The 12380-nt window shown below is 70.7% G+C and carries 12 protein-coding genes; 4 read left to right on the top strand and 8 right to left on the bottom strand.

Going from position 1 to position 12380, the window contains the following annotated elements; genetic code table 11:
* Positions 1 to 8: 8 nt before the first annotated feature.
* The 6 genes from speB to Dvina_RS48705 form a co-directional block, all read right to left on the bottom strand.
* A complete protein-coding gene (speB, locus tag Dvina_RS48680) occupies positions 9 to 989 on the bottom strand; it encodes an agmatinase (protein ID WP_223098708.1) in 981 nt (326 codons plus the stop codon).
* Positions 986 to 2200, bottom strand: coding sequence for a saccharopine dehydrogenase family protein (locus Dvina_RS48685; protein WP_223098710.1), 1215 nt, complete (start codon positions 2198 to 2200; stop codon positions 986 to 988). The genes speB and Dvina_RS48685 overlap by 4 nt, the downstream gene beginning before the upstream one ends.
* 29 nt (positions 2201 to 2229) lie before the next feature.
* Positions 2230 to 3039: an ABC transporter permease gene (locus Dvina_RS48690; protein ID WP_223098712.1), complete on the bottom strand. Its 810-nt coding sequence runs from the start codon at positions 3037 to 3039 to the stop codon at positions 2230 to 2232.
* The gene (locus Dvina_RS48695) at positions 3039 to 3935 is read right to left on the bottom strand and encodes an ABC transporter permease (RefSeq protein ID WP_223098714.1); all 897 of its coding nucleotides are present in this window, start codon (positions 3933 to 3935) and stop codon (positions 3039 to 3041) included. Before Dvina_RS48695 ends, Dvina_RS48690 begins: the two co-directional genes overlap by 1 nt.
* 174 nt (positions 3936 to 4109) lie before the next feature.
* On the bottom strand, positions 4110 to 5225 hold the full coding sequence (locus tag Dvina_RS48700; protein WP_223098716.1) for an ABC transporter ATP-binding protein: 1116 nt from the start codon (positions 5223 to 5225) through the stop codon (positions 4110 to 4112).
* A gap of 3 nt (positions 5226 to 5228) precedes the next feature.
* A complete protein-coding gene (locus Dvina_RS48705; protein WP_246655810.1) occupies positions 5229 to 6458 on the bottom strand; it encodes a polyamine ABC transporter substrate-binding protein in 1230 nt (409 codons plus the stop codon).
* A gap of 243 nt (positions 6459 to 6701) precedes the next feature.
* Between Dvina_RS48705 and Dvina_RS48710 the strand changes: the two genes are divergently transcribed.
* Genes Dvina_RS48710 through Dvina_RS48725 form a run of 4 tightly spaced genes read left to right on the top strand, consistent with a single transcriptional unit; the run spans position 6702 to position 10505 of the window.
* The gene (locus tag Dvina_RS48710; protein ID WP_223098718.1) at positions 6702 to 7202 is read left to right on the top strand and encodes an Lrp/AsnC family transcriptional regulator; all 501 of its coding nucleotides are present in this window, start codon (positions 6702 to 6704) and stop codon (positions 7200 to 7202) included.
* Complete coding sequence (locus Dvina_RS48715) at positions 7199 to 8581, top strand: aspartate aminotransferase family protein (protein WP_223098720.1); 1383 nt, start codon at positions 7199 to 7201, stop codon at positions 8579 to 8581. The genes Dvina_RS48710 and Dvina_RS48715 overlap by 4 nt, the downstream gene beginning before the upstream one ends.
* Entirely contained in the window at positions 8566 to 9156 is a 591-nt protein-coding gene (locus tag Dvina_RS48720; RefSeq protein WP_223098723.1) for a pyridoxamine 5'-phosphate oxidase family protein, read from the top strand. The genes Dvina_RS48715 and Dvina_RS48720 overlap by 16 nt, the downstream gene beginning before the upstream one ends.
* Before the next feature lie 2 nt (positions 9157 to 9158).
* Positions 9159 to 10505 carry an NAD(P)/FAD-dependent oxidoreductase gene (locus Dvina_RS48725; protein ID WP_223098727.1) on the top strand — a complete coding sequence of 449 codons (1347 nt, stop codon included), beginning with the start codon at positions 9159 to 9161 and terminating at the stop codon, positions 10503 to 10505.
* A gap of 119 nt (positions 10506 to 10624) precedes the next feature.
* Here Dvina_RS48725 and Dvina_RS48730 read toward each other — a convergent pair whose 3' ends face one another.
* Positions 10625 to 11305: a response regulator gene (locus Dvina_RS48730; protein ID WP_223098731.1), complete on the bottom strand. Its 681-nt coding sequence runs from the start codon at positions 11303 to 11305 to the stop codon at positions 10625 to 10627.
* Entirely contained in the window at positions 11275 to 12342 is a 1068-nt protein-coding gene (locus tag Dvina_RS48735; protein WP_223098735.1) for a sensor histidine kinase, read from the bottom strand. Before Dvina_RS48735 ends, Dvina_RS48730 begins: the two co-directional genes overlap by 31 nt.
* Positions 12343 to 12380 lie beyond the last annotated feature (38 nt).

Consider the following 12380-nt stretch of genomic DNA (forward strand, 5'->3'; position numbering starts at 1 on the left):
CAGAAGGGCTAGCGGCCCTGGAGGAGCGGCCGGCGCGGGTCCCACGGGTCGCCGCGGCGGCGGCGGGCGATGGCTGACAGGGCCTCCAGCACCACGCGGTTGGCCAGGAACGCGGTGATCTCGGCGTGGTCGTAGGGTGGCGCGACCTCGACCACGTCGACGCCCACGATCGGCAGCTCGTAGCAGCACCGGCGGACCGCGTCCAGCAGCTGCCGGGAGGTCAGGCCGCCCGGCTCCGGGGTGCCCGTCCCCGGGGCCATGCCCGGGTCGACCACGTCCACGTCCACGGACAGGAAGACCCCGTCGCACTCGTCGGTGGCGATGGCGAACGCCTCGGTCAGGCACTCGTCGAGCCCACGGGCGACGATCTCGGTCATCTCGTAGGAGCGCAGGCCCTGGCCGGCCATCCAGTCCAGGGTCTGCGGCTCCGGCCAGTATCCGCGCAGACCCAGCTGCAGGAACCGGTCACCGCGCAGCGCCCCCGACTCGATCAGGCGGCGCATCGGCTGGCCGTGGCCGACGAGCGAGCCGTATTCGGTGTCGCCGGTGTCGGCGTGGGCGTCGAAGTGGACCATCGAGACGCGGCCGTAACCGAGCTTGCGCGCCACGCCCGTCGCGTCCGGCCAGGCGATGGTGTGGTCGCCGCCCAGGACGACCGGGATGGCGCCCGCGTCGGCGACGGCGAAGACGGCGTCCTCCAGCCGCTGCAGGGAGGCGGTGGACTCCGGGGCGTACATCTCCACGTCCCCGGCGTCGAACACGCGCAGGTCCTTCAGCGCGTCGACCCCCATTGCGAGCGACGGCCTCGACCCGTCCTGGGGCAGGTAGCACGCCTGGCGAATCGCCTGCGGGCCGAACCGGGTGCCGGGGCGGTGCGAGGTGCCGCCGTCGTAGGGCGCGCCAAGGATCACCACGTCGGCGTCCGGAAGCGCGGCGAGGTCGCACGAGGGGACGCCGAGGAACGAGAAGCTCGGCCCGAACTGATTCATAGCTCCTGCATACTCCAGGGCGCGCCGTACTCGGTCAGCAGATCCAGAAAGGGCCGCGGCGGGAGGGCCTCCGGGCCCAGGATGCCGGCGCCGTGCCACACGCCGGCGGCGAGCAGTTCGAGCGCGACCACGGCGTTGACGGCGGTCTGCCACACGACGACCTGGCAGCCGTACTCCCGCATGGTCCAGGCGTTGTCGACGACGTGGTAGAGGTACGTGGCCCGCGGGCGTCCGTCGCGGCCCAGGCCGGTGACGTAGGTGCCGGCGCAGGTCCGGCCGTGCATGCGGTCGCCGAGGGTCGCCGGGTCGGGCAGGACCGCGGCGACCACGTCGCGCGGGGAGACCAGGGCGCCGCCAGCCCCGCCGACCCGGATCTTCTTCGTCGAGTCGAGGCCGAGCTTGTGGATGGTCTTGAGGATCTCGATGAAGTCGCGGCCGAGGCCGTACTTGAAGGTGACCCGCCGCACGTCGATCCAGCGGGGGATGAGCAGGACCTCCTCGTGCTCCACGTTCACGCACTCGATGGGGCCGATGCCGGCCGGGAAGTCGAAGGTCTCCGGCTCGGAGAAGGGGCGGGTGACGTACACCCCGCGATTCTTCTCATAGATGAGCGGAGCGTTGAGGCACTCCTCGATCGTGGTCCAGATGGAGAACGAGGGTGCGAACTCGTAACCCTCCACGACCAGGTCCGAGCCGTCACGGATGCCGATGTCGTGCACCTCGGCGAAGAGGTGGTCGGCGGCGTAGCGGGCGAAGACGTCGGACAGGCCCGGCTCGACGCCCATCCCGACGAGGGCGAGGCGGTCGGCGGCCTGCCACTTGTCCTCGAGCGCGAACTGCTCGGCACCGAGGAGCACGCCGATCTTCTCGTACGGCCGCTCGGGGTGGGGCTGGGACAGCGACATCGCCATGTCGAGGTAGTGCGCGCCGGCCTCGAACGCGCCGGTGAAGACCGACATCACGAAGCGGGGGTCGACGGCGTTGAGCACGTGGGTGATCTGCAGGCTGCGGCAGAGGTCGGCGACGGCGGGGGCGGACGAGGCGTCGAGCAGGGCGGCGGCGAACCGTGGATCGTCCACGGAGGACACTGCCGCCTCGGCCCGGTCCGGGTCGCGGTCGGCGACCACACAATGGTCGAAGAAGGAGCGCCGGGCGGCGATGCGCGCGGCTGCGGTGCCGACGCCACCGGCGCCGACGATGAGTAATCGCATGAAGGTTCCCGGTGGTTGTGCCTTGGGGGCTAGACCGACTTCCGGCGACGCAGGCGGGGCAGCTGTCCAATGAGGACGATCAGGAACGAGATCAGGAACATCGCGGTGCCGATGACGTTGATCTGCGGGGGGATCCCGCGCTGGGAGGCGCCCCACACGAACATCGGGAACGTGACGACGGTGCCGGAGTTGAAGTTGGTGACGATGAAGTCGTCGAACGACAGCGAGAACGACAGCAGCGCGGCCGACACGATGCCGGGCAGCACCAGCGGCAGGGTCACCCGCAGGAACGTCTGCCGCTCGTCGGCGTAGAGGTCCATGGCCGCCTCCTGGAGCCGCGGGTCCATGCCGGCCAGGCGGGCCTTGACGGTGACGACGACGAACGACAGGCAGAACATGATGTGCGCGATGACGACGGTCCAGAAGCCGAGCGGGACGCCGGCCGCGACGAACAGCGCCAGCAGCGAGGAGCCCATCACGATCTCGGGCGTCGCCATCGGCAGGAAGATCAGCGTATTGGTGGCGGCGCGACCCCGGAAGGCGTGCCGGGCCAGGGCGAATGACATGAGGGTGCCGAGCACCGTCGCGACGACCGTGGCCAGCAACGCGATGCCGATGCTGCGGGCGAAGGCGTCGCCGATGCCGGCCACGCCGAACGGGTCCTTCCAGTGATCGAGCGTGAACCGGTAGTTGTCGAGGGTGTAGGGGGCGTTGGCCCGGGCGTCCCGGAACGACATCGCGGCCACGACGGCGATCGGCACGAAGAGGTACAGCAGGACGAGCAGGCCGATCCCGAGGACCCAGTGGTCGGCGGCGGCGCGGCGCAGGCGGTGGAGCATCAGAGCACCTCGTCCGTTCCGGCCCGCTTGACGTAGATGAACACCAGCACCAGGATCGCCGCCATCAGCGTGAACGACAGCGCGGCGGCGGCCGGGTAGTCACCGACCTTGAGGAACTTGGACTGGATGACATTGCCGATCATGAACTGCCGGTTGGTCCCGAGCAGCTGCGCGTTGATGTAGTCGCCGGCCGCCGGGATGAACGTCAGCAGGGTGCCGGCCACGACTCCGGGCATCGACAGCGGCAGCACGACCCGGGTGAACCGCGCGACCGGGCGCGCGTAGAGGTCGCCGGCCGCCTCGATGAGCCGCGGGTCGAGCTTCTCCAGGCTGGCGTAGAGCGGCAGCACCATGAACGGCAGGAAGTTGTACACCAGCCCCGCGATCACGGCCGGCGTCGTCGCCAGCAGCCGGCCGTCGGGCAGCGGGACGTGCAGCGCGTTGAGCACCGACACGACTGTGCCGTTGTCGGAGAGGATGACCTTCCAGGCCAGCGTGCGGATCAGGAAGCTGGTGAAGAACGGCGCGATGACGCAGATGAGCAGCACGTTCTTCCAGCGACCGGCCTTCAGCGCGATCGCGTAGGCCAGCGGGTAGCCGAGCAGGAGGGCGAAGGCGGTGGTGAGCAGCGCATACCAGAGCGAGCGGCCGAACTGGGGCAGGTATTCCACGATGGCGTCGGTGTAGTTGCCGAACGCCCAGGTCATCGCGTATCCGTCCTCGAGTGACCCGCTGGGGTCGTAGAGGCTGGTGGCGAAGAGCTGCAGGCACGGTACCGCGAAGAACAGGACCAGCCACAGACCGCCGGGCAGCAGCAGGAGATAGGGCAGCCACCGGCGGCGCGGCTTCTCCAGCTTGACCGGAGCACCGGCACCCAACTGCCCGAGCGCGCTCATGCCGCCGCCTCCGCAGGCTCCGGCGACGGCCCGAGCTCCAAGCTGCAACACTGATGAGCGGCCACTCCGCTTCGCTCCGTACCGCTCATGCCGACACCTCCGCAAGCTCCGGCGACGGCCCGAGCTCCAAGCTGCAACACTGATGAGCGGCCACTCCGCTTCGCTCCGTACCGCTCATGCCGCCACTTCCTCCGGGTCCACGACCGGCGCGTGTGTCTGATCGGCCGGGCGGGGCAGCAGGAACGCGTGGTCGGGCCGCCAGAAGACCGTGACCTCGCTGGCCACCGCGAGCGGCGGGGCCACACCCGAGTTGGCCGAGAAGACCGTCAGCTCCTCGCCCCACGGCGCTCGGACCAGGTACTGCGTGCTGACCCCCATGTAGGAGGAGTCGGTCACGATCCCGGTCACGCTCTGGTGGCCCGACGGCACCTCGCCGGTGCTCAGGTGCATCTTCTCCGGCCGCACGCCGAGCCAGACCGTCCCCTCCTCGCAGCGCGCCCGCAGAGCCGGGACCGAGTAGCGGGAGCCGTAGGCGTCGAGCAGCAGGTCGTCGCCGGACCGGCCGGTCACCGAGGCGGCCAGGAGATTCGACTGGCCCAGGAAGTTGGCCACGAACGCGGTGCCGGGGAAGTCGTACATCTCCACGGGCGCGCCGAGCTGCTCGATCTTCCCCGCGTTCATCACCGCGACCGTGTCGGCCATCGTCATGGCCTCCTCCTGGTCGTGGGTGACGTGGACGAAGGTGATGCCGACCTCGGTCTGGATGCGCTTGAGCTCGACCTGCATCTGCCGGCGCAGCTTGAGGTCGAGGGCGCCCAGCGGCTCGTCGAGCAGCAGCACCTGAGGCCGGTTGATGAGCGCCCGGGCCAGCGCCACCCGCTGCTGCTGGCCGCCGGAGAGCTGGGCCGGCCGGCGCTTGCCGAAGCCGTCGAGGTCGACCAGGTGGAGCATCTCCTCCACCTGGTCGGTGCACTTCCTGATGCCGCGCCGGCGCAGGCCGAACGCGACGTTGTCCTCGATGTTGAGGTGCGGGAACAGCGCGTAGCTCTGGAACACCGTGTTGACCGGCCGCCGGTAGGGCCGCAGCCGGGTGACGTCGTCGTCGCCGAGCAGGACCTGGCCTTCAGTGGGCTCCTCGAGCCCGGCGATCATCCGCAGTGTGGTCGTCTTACCGCATCCGGACGCGCCCAGCAGTGCGAAGAACGAGCCGCTGGGCACGGTGAGAGTCAGGTCGTCGACGGCGGTGAAGGGGCCGAACCGCTTGGTCACCCCACTGAGGCGAAGGTCCATGTATCAGGCCCCCGATACGGCTTCGAACTTGGCGGCGTACTTCTTGTCCTCTTCCTCGCTCAGCGCGCGGAACGAGTGGGTCTTGGCCAGCGTCGCGGCGTCCGGGAAGATCAGCGGGTTGGTGGCCAGGTCCGGGTTGACCTTCTCCATCGCCTGCTGCGCGCCCTGCACCGGGCAGATGTAGTTGACCGTCGCGGCCACCTGCGCGGCGATCATCGGGTCGTAGTAGTAGTCGATGAGCTGCTCGGCGTTGGCCTTGTGCGTCGCCGGAGCCGGGATCAGCATGTTGTCCGACCAGACGATCAGCCCGTCCTCGGGCGTGACCCAGGTGACCTTCGAGCCCTCCTGGGCGGCGAGCTGGATGACGTCGCCGGACCACGCGACGCAGGCCGCGATGTCGCCCTTGGCCAGGTCTTCCTTGTAGTCGTTGCCGGTGAACTTGCGGATCTGGCCGGAGTCGACGGCCTTCTTGACCTTCTCCACCGCGGCGTCGAAGTCGGCGTCGGTGAATTTGGCCGGGTCCTTACCCAGCGAGAGCAGCACCAGCCCGAGCGTGTCGCGCATCTCGGAGAGCACTGCGACCTTGCCCTTGAGGTCGGGGCGGGTCAGCAGCTCGTCGATCGAGCGGACCTCGCCGGTGACCGCGCCGTTGTAGGCGATGCCGGTCAGGCCGGACTGCCACGGGGCGGCGTGGGTCGTGTCCTTGTCCCACGGCCGGTTCTTGAGGGTGGACAGCAGGTTCTTGGTGAAGTTCGGCACCTTGGCCGGGTCGAACGGCTGGACCCAGCCCAGGTTCACGACCCGCGAGGCCATCCAGTCGGTGAGCACCATGATGTCGCGGTCGATCGACTGGCACGCCTGGAGCTGGTTTCGCACCTTGCCGAAGAACTCGTTGTTGTCGTTGACGTCCTCGGTGTAGGTGACCGCGATGCCGGTCTTCTGCGTGAACGCGTCGAGCGACGGGCGCTTCTTGTCGTCGTTGGCGTCCACGTCGATGTAGAGCGGCCAGTTGGACCAGCTGAGCTTCTTCTCGCTGGAGGAGGCGTCGGCGCCGACGCAGGCGGCCTTCTCGGCTTCGTTCTTCTTCGCGGGCTTGGTGCCGCAGGCGGCCAACGCCCCGCCGGTCGCGACCATGCCCGCGCCGGCCAGGAGGCCACGCATGAGGTTCCGGCGCGAAAGGCCGGTGGCGTTGATCAACGCCTGCGCTTCTGGAGAGAGCGGCGAGTTTCGCACGGGAGGCTCCTATGGATCTCGACGCCGGTACAAGTGGGGGGTATTGACCGGCAACTGATCCTGACATGGAGTGCCATCACTCACAAGGGATTCCGTTGTCACGATCCGGTCGCACAACGAAAAGCGCAATTACGTCAAGGTGGCGTCACGGCCGTCACCTCGCCGAAACAGGGAGCCACAGTGTGCAACGGTTTCCGACGCCGGGCAACCCTAACGATTCCGTGGACTACTCGTTGATCAGCCATGGAATTAGTTGCCAAAGGGCCGGTACTGAGCAAGAATCCACACGTGTCCGAGCCCGTACTCGACGACGTCAACAAGCGGATCATCGAGCAGCTGCAGCGCGATGGCCGCATGTCCTACGCCGCCCTGGCCAAGGTCGTCGGCCTGTCCGAGGCGGCCGTGCGCCAGCGCGTGCAACGACTGCTGGACACCGGTGTCATGCAGATCGTCGCCGTCACCGATCCGCTCTCCCTGGGCTTCGCCCGCCAGGTGATGATCGGGGTGAAGGTCGAGGGCGATCTGCGGCCGGTCGCCAAGTCGCTGGCGTCGGTCCCCGAGATCGACTACGTGGTGATCTGCGCGGGCGGCTACGACCTGCTCGTCGAGCTGGTCTGCACCGACGACGAGCACCTGCTCGACCTGATCAACGACACCGTGCGGAGCATCCCCGGCGTTACCGCGACGGAGACCTTCGTCTACCTCAAGCTCGCCAAACAGACATACGCCTGGGGGACCCGATGACCATCGACCAGCAGCCCGACGCCGCCGCGCTCGACCGCTCCGCGCGCGAGCACCTGTGGATGCACTTCACGCGCCTCGCGACGTACCAGGACAACCCGATCCCGGTCATCGTGCGCGGCGACGGCGCGTACATCTACGACAGCAACGGCAAGCGCTACCTCGACGGCCTGGCCGGGCTGTTCGTGGTCCAGGCCGGGCACGGCCGCCACGAGCTCGCCGAGGCCGCCGCCAAGCAGGCGTCCGAACTCGCCTACTTCCCCCTGTGGTCCTACGCCCACCCCAAGGCGATCGAGCTGGCCGAGCGCCTCACCGACCTGGCTCCGGGCGACCTCAACCGGGTCTTCTTCACCACCGGCGGCTCCGAGGCCGTCGAAAGTGCCTGGAAACTTGCGCGGTCGTACTTCAAGAAGGTCGGCAAGCCCCTGAAGACGAAGGTGCTGTCCAGGTCGATCGCCTACCACGGCACCTCCATGGGCGCCCTGTCGATCACCGGCGTGCCGATCCTCAAGCAGGACTTCGAGCCCCTGGTGCCGGGCGCGTTCCGGGTGCCGAACACCAACTACTACCGGCGGCCCGACGAGTCGATGACCCCGGAGCAGTTCGGCACCTGGGCGGCCAACCGGATCGCCGAGGCCATCGAGTTCGAGGGCCCGGACACGGTCGCCGCGGTGTACCTGGAGCCGGTGCAGAACGCCGGCGGCTGCTTCCCGCCGCCGCCCGGCTACTTCGAGCGGGTCCGCGAGATCTGCGACCGCTACGACGTGCTGCTCGTCTCCGACGAGGTGATCTGCGCGTTCGGCCGCCTCGGCGAATACTTCGGGGCCGTCCGCTATGGCTACCAGCCCGACATCATCACCGTCGCGAAGGGCCTCACCAGCGGCTACGTCCCGCTCGGGGCGATGATCGTCTCGGAGAAGCTGGCCCAGCCGTTCCTCGACGCCCGCAGCTGGTTCGCCCACGGCATCACCTACGGCGGGCACCCGGTCGGCTCCGCGGTGGCCCTGGCCAACCTCGACATCTTCGAGCGCGAGGGCCTCAACGAGCACGTGCGGACCAATTCGCAGCTGTTCCGCTCATACCTCGAGCGCCTCTACGACCTGCCGATCGTCGGCGACGTCCGGGGCGACGGCTACTTCTTCGGCATCGAGCTGGTGAAGGACAAGGCCACCAAGCCGTTCTTCACCGAGGCCGAGTCCGAGGCCCTGCTGCGCGGCTTCCTGTCCAAGGCCCTGTTCGAGGCCGGCCTCTACTGCCGCGCCGACGACCGCGGCGACCCGGTCATCCAGCTGGCCCCGCCGCTGATCTGCGACGAGAGCCACTTCGCGGAGATCGAGCAGATCCTGCGCTCGGTACTCTCCGAGGCATGGAAGCACCTGTAGAGCGCACGCGGATCCGCCGCCTCCCCGACAAGGCGGTCCACGACCGCGCCGCGCTGCACGCCGTGCTCGACGCCGGGATGGTGGCCCACGTGGCATTTGTCCACGATGGACATCCGTTCGCCATCCCGGTGGCCTACGCCCGCGACGGCGAGTCGGTCCTGTTCCACGGCTCGACCGGCAGCCGCCTCTTCCGCCTCCTGGCCACGGGCGTGCCGTGCTGCCTGACCGTCACCCTGCTCGACGGGCTGATCCTGGCCCGCAGCGCGTTCGAGGCGTCGATGCGCTACCGCTCGGCGATGGTCCTCGGCGCCTGCGCCCCGGTCACCGAGAAGACCGAGGCGCTGCGGGCCGTGGCCGAGCACCTGATGCCCGGCCGCTGGGAGGTGATCCGCCCGCCGTCGGCCAAAGAGCTGGCGGCGACGTCGGTGCTGCGGCTGCCGCTCGACGAGTGGTCGCTGAAGGTGAGCGACGGCTGGCCCGAGGCCACGCCCGAGGACGAGGGCTGGTCCCCGCCGACAGGCGTCATCCCGATCCGCACCGAGCTCGGCGAGCTGATTCCGGGCGAGGTTACATGAGCATGAGCCTCTGGATGTCGGTGCTTCCACCGGAGGCTCCCCGCCCGCCGCTTCCGGGCGACGCGGAGGCCGACGTGTGCATCGTCGGCGCCGGGTTCACGGGGCTCTGGACGGCGTACTACCTCGCGGTGGCCGACCCATCGCTGCGCATCACGGTCCTGGAGGCGCAGACGGCCGGCTTCGGCGCCAGCGGCCGCAACGGTGGCTGGTGCTCGGCGCTGTTCCCCAAGTCCGTCGCCTATCTGGACCGCCGATACGGCCGCGCCGACGCCCTGGCCCTCAACGCGGCAATGGAGTCCACAGTGGACGAGGTGGGCCGGGTCGCCGCTTCGGAGGGCATCGACTGCGACTACGCCAAGGGCGGCACCGTCACACTCGCCCGCACCCCCGCCCAGCTGTCCCGCGCCCGCGCCGAGGTGGACGCGGCCGCGCACTTCGGCGTCGAGCTCCACCTGCTCACCGCCGACGAGGCCCGCACGCGCGTCGGCGCCACGAACGTCCTGGGCGCCACCTACACCCCGCACTGCGCCGCGATCCAGCCGGCGAAGCTGGTCCGCGGCCTCGCGGCGGCCTGCGAACGGCGGGGCGTACGGCTCTTCGAGCACACCCGGGTGACCCGGCTGTCCCCCGGCCGCGCCGAAACGCCGCTCGGGACGGTCCGCGCCCCGATAGTCGTCCGCGCCACCGAGGGATTCACCCCGCAGCTGCCGGGCCTGCGCCGCGCCATAGCCCCGGTGTACTCCCTGATGATCGCCACCGACCCCCTGCCCCCGGCGTTCTGGGCCGAGGCGGGCCTGGCCCGACGCGAAACGTTCGCCGACTTCCGCCACCTCATCATCTACGGCCAGCGCACCGCCGACGACCGCCTGGCCTTCGGTGGCCGCGGCGCCCCGTACCACTACGGCTCCACCGTCGACCCGACCTTCGACCGCGAGCCGAGGGTCTTCACCGACCTGCACCGCACGCTTGCCGAACTGTTCCCGGCCCTGGCCGCGGTGCCGATCGCCCACAGCTGGGGCGGCCCGCTGGGCATTGCCCGCGACTGGATGGCCTCGGTGGGCCTGGACGAGCCGACGGGCCTGGCCTGGGCCGGCGGCTACGTCGGCGACGGCGTGGGCACGACGAACCTGGCCGGCCGGACCCTGTGCGACCTGATCCGCGGCGAGCGCAGCGACCTGGTGCACCTGCCCTGGGTCGGCCACCGCTCCCCCCGGTGGGAGCCGGAACCCCTGCGCTGGCTGGGCGTGAACACCAGCCTCCGCGTCATGGCCGCCGCCGACGCCGCCGAGTCGCGCACCGGCCGCCCCTCGCGCCGCGCCGCCCTCATGTCCCGCCTGCTCGGCGACTGACCGGCCACCGCGTCCGGCGCCCGCCCGGCCGACGTCTCCGGTGCCCTGCTCATCAGCGTTGACCGGGCAGGCGGTCGCGCGGCGGCCCGGCGGGCCCGGCCGAGGTTGGTGGACCGGCACTAGTCGACAAGGCCGGCGCGGAAGGCGGCGATGGCCAGCTGGACGCGGTTGGTGGCGGCGAGCTTGTCGAACAGGTGGGTGACGTGGGTCTTGACGGTGGCCTCGCTCATGTGGAGGGTGGCGGCGATCGTGGCGTTCGCGTGGCCGTTGCCGATCTCGATCAGCACCTCGCGCTCGCGGTCGGTCAGGGCGTCCAGGCGGTCGAGGGCGGTCCGGCGGCGGGCGGTGCGGTCCTCGGCCGTGTAGCGGTCGATGACGCGGCGGGTCACGGCCGGGGAGAGCATGGCGTCGCCCGCGGCGGCCAGGCGGACCGCGCGCAGCAGCTCCGGTGGCGGGGTGTCCTTCAGCAGGAAGCCGGTGGCGCCCGTCTCCAGGGCGCGGAACACGGCGTCGTCCGTGTCGAAGGTGGTCAGGACCACCACCGCCGGCGGGTCGGGCAGGGCGCGGATGGCGGCGGTCGCGGCGAGGCCGTCCATCCTGGGCATGCGCAGGTCCATCAGGACGACAGCGGGCCGCAGTGACCGCACCGCCTCCAGCGCGGCCACGCCGTCCGGGGCCTCGCCGACCACCGCCAGGTCCTCGGCGGTGCTCAGGATCAGGCGCAGGCCGGCCCGGACCAGGGCCTCGTCGTCGACGAGCAGTACGTCGATCACCTCGGCACCTCCGCCGTCAGACACCATCCGCCATCATCCACGGGGCCGGCCTCCACCGTGCCGCCGACCAGGCGCAGGCGCTCCTTGAGGCCGATCAGGCCGGCGCCCGTCCCCGGGAGGTCCAGCCCGTGGTGGCCGTCGGCCGGGAGATTGCGCACGTCCACGACGAGCGTGTCGCCGGCGGTCAGGGAGACGGTGACCGGGGCGCCGGGGGCGTGCTTGCGGGCGTTGGTCAGGCCTTCCTGGACCACGCGGTAGACGACTCGGGCGGTGGCCGGGGGCAGCTCGCCGGCCTCGTCGTGGAGGGTGACCGGCTGGCCGGCCTGGATCGCGGCGGCCACGAGCGTCGGGAGGTCGGGCAGGTCGGAGGTGGGGGCGGCGGACTGCAGCACGCCCAGGACCTCGCGCAGCTCCTCCAGCGCCTCGCGGGCCGTCACCCGGATCAGGCCGGCGCCCTCGCGGACGCGGTCGTCGCCGGTGGCGATGAGCTCCAGGGCGCCGGCGTGCAGGGCGATGAGGGAGACCTTGTGGGCCAGGACGTCGTGCATCTCCCGGGCGATGCGGGTGCGCTCGTCGGCCCGCGCGCGGTCGTCGCGCAGGCGGCGCTCGGCGTCGGCCCGCTCGGCCCGGTCGCGCCAGGAGTCGGCCAGCTCGCGGCGGGTGGCGACGTAGACACCCAGCCCGGCCAGGAGCAGCGCGACGAGCGCCGCAGCCCCCATGTCCTGCGGCGCGACGCGGCCGGCGTCGATGAGCGACCAGGCGGCGTAACCGGCCAGGCCGGCGACGGGGAAGACCCAGGCGCGCGGGCGCGGCGCGTGGGCGGCGCCCGAGTAGACGCCGAACAGGATCGGCAGCGGGTTGCCGGAGAGCGCATAGGAGGCCGCGGCCACCAGCCCGGTCGCCACCGGCCGTCGACGCCGCCACCACAGGGCCGCGCTGCCGAGTGCGCCGGCGAGGCCGATGACGGGTGCCGGTACCGCCGACCAATGCCCTTTCACCGCCAGCGCGGCAAGCGCCAAGGAGGCCACCACCCAGGCGGCGTCGCCGATGCGTTCTCTGGTCATGGGCCAAATCTAAAAGCGCTGCCGGCGGTGTACCTCAG

This window comes from Dactylosporangium vinaceum, assembly GCF_019904175.1.
Taxonomy (GTDB): Bacteria; Actinomycetota; Actinomycetes; order Mycobacteriales; family Micromonosporaceae; genus Dactylosporangium; species Dactylosporangium vinaceum.

What these genes read in the sequence shown, in the direction of transcription:
- Dvina_RS48715 (WP_223098720.1), top strand. Translation starts at nt 7,199, where the DNA reads ATGACCATCGACCAGCAGCCCGACGCCGCCGCGCTCGACCGCTCCGCG.
- Dvina_RS48700 (WP_223098716.1), bottom strand. Translation starts at nt 5,225, where the DNA reads ATGGACCTTCGCCTCAGTGGGGTGACCAAGCGGTTCGGCCCCTTCACC.
- Dvina_RS48725 (WP_223098727.1), top strand. Translation starts at nt 9,159, where the DNA reads ATGAGCCTCTGGATGTCGGTGCTTCCACCGGAGGCTCCCCGCCCGCCG.
- Dvina_RS48695 (WP_223098714.1), bottom strand. Translation starts at nt 3,935, where the DNA reads ATGAGCGCGCTCGGGCAGTTGGGTGCCGGTGCTCCGGTCAAGCTGGAG.
- Dvina_RS48735 (WP_223098735.1), bottom strand. Translation starts at nt 12,342, where the DNA reads ATGACCAGAGAACGCATCGGCGACGCCGCCTGGGTGGTGGCCTCCTTG.
- Dvina_RS48685 (WP_223098710.1), bottom strand. Translation starts at nt 2,200, where the DNA reads ATGCGATTACTCATCGTCGGCGCCGGTGGCGTCGGCACCGCAGCCGCG.
- Dvina_RS48690 (WP_223098712.1), bottom strand. Translation starts at nt 3,039, where the DNA reads ATGCTCCACCGCCTGCGCCGCGCCGCCGCCGACCACTGGGTCCTCGGG.
- Dvina_RS48710 (WP_223098718.1), top strand. Translation starts at nt 6,702, where the DNA reads ATGGAATTAGTTGCCAAAGGGCCGGTACTGAGCAAGAATCCACACGTG.
- Dvina_RS48720 (WP_223098723.1), top strand. Translation starts at nt 8,566, where the DNA reads ATGGAAGCACCTGTAGAGCGCACGCGGATCCGCCGCCTCCCCGACAAG.
- speB (WP_223098708.1), bottom strand. Translation starts at nt 989, where the DNA reads ATGAATCAGTTCGGGCCGAGCTTCTCGTTCCTCGGCGTCCCCTCGTGC.
- Dvina_RS48730 (WP_223098731.1), bottom strand. Translation starts at nt 11,305, where the DNA reads ATGGTGTCTGACGGCGGAGGTGCCGAGGTGATCGACGTACTGCTCGTC.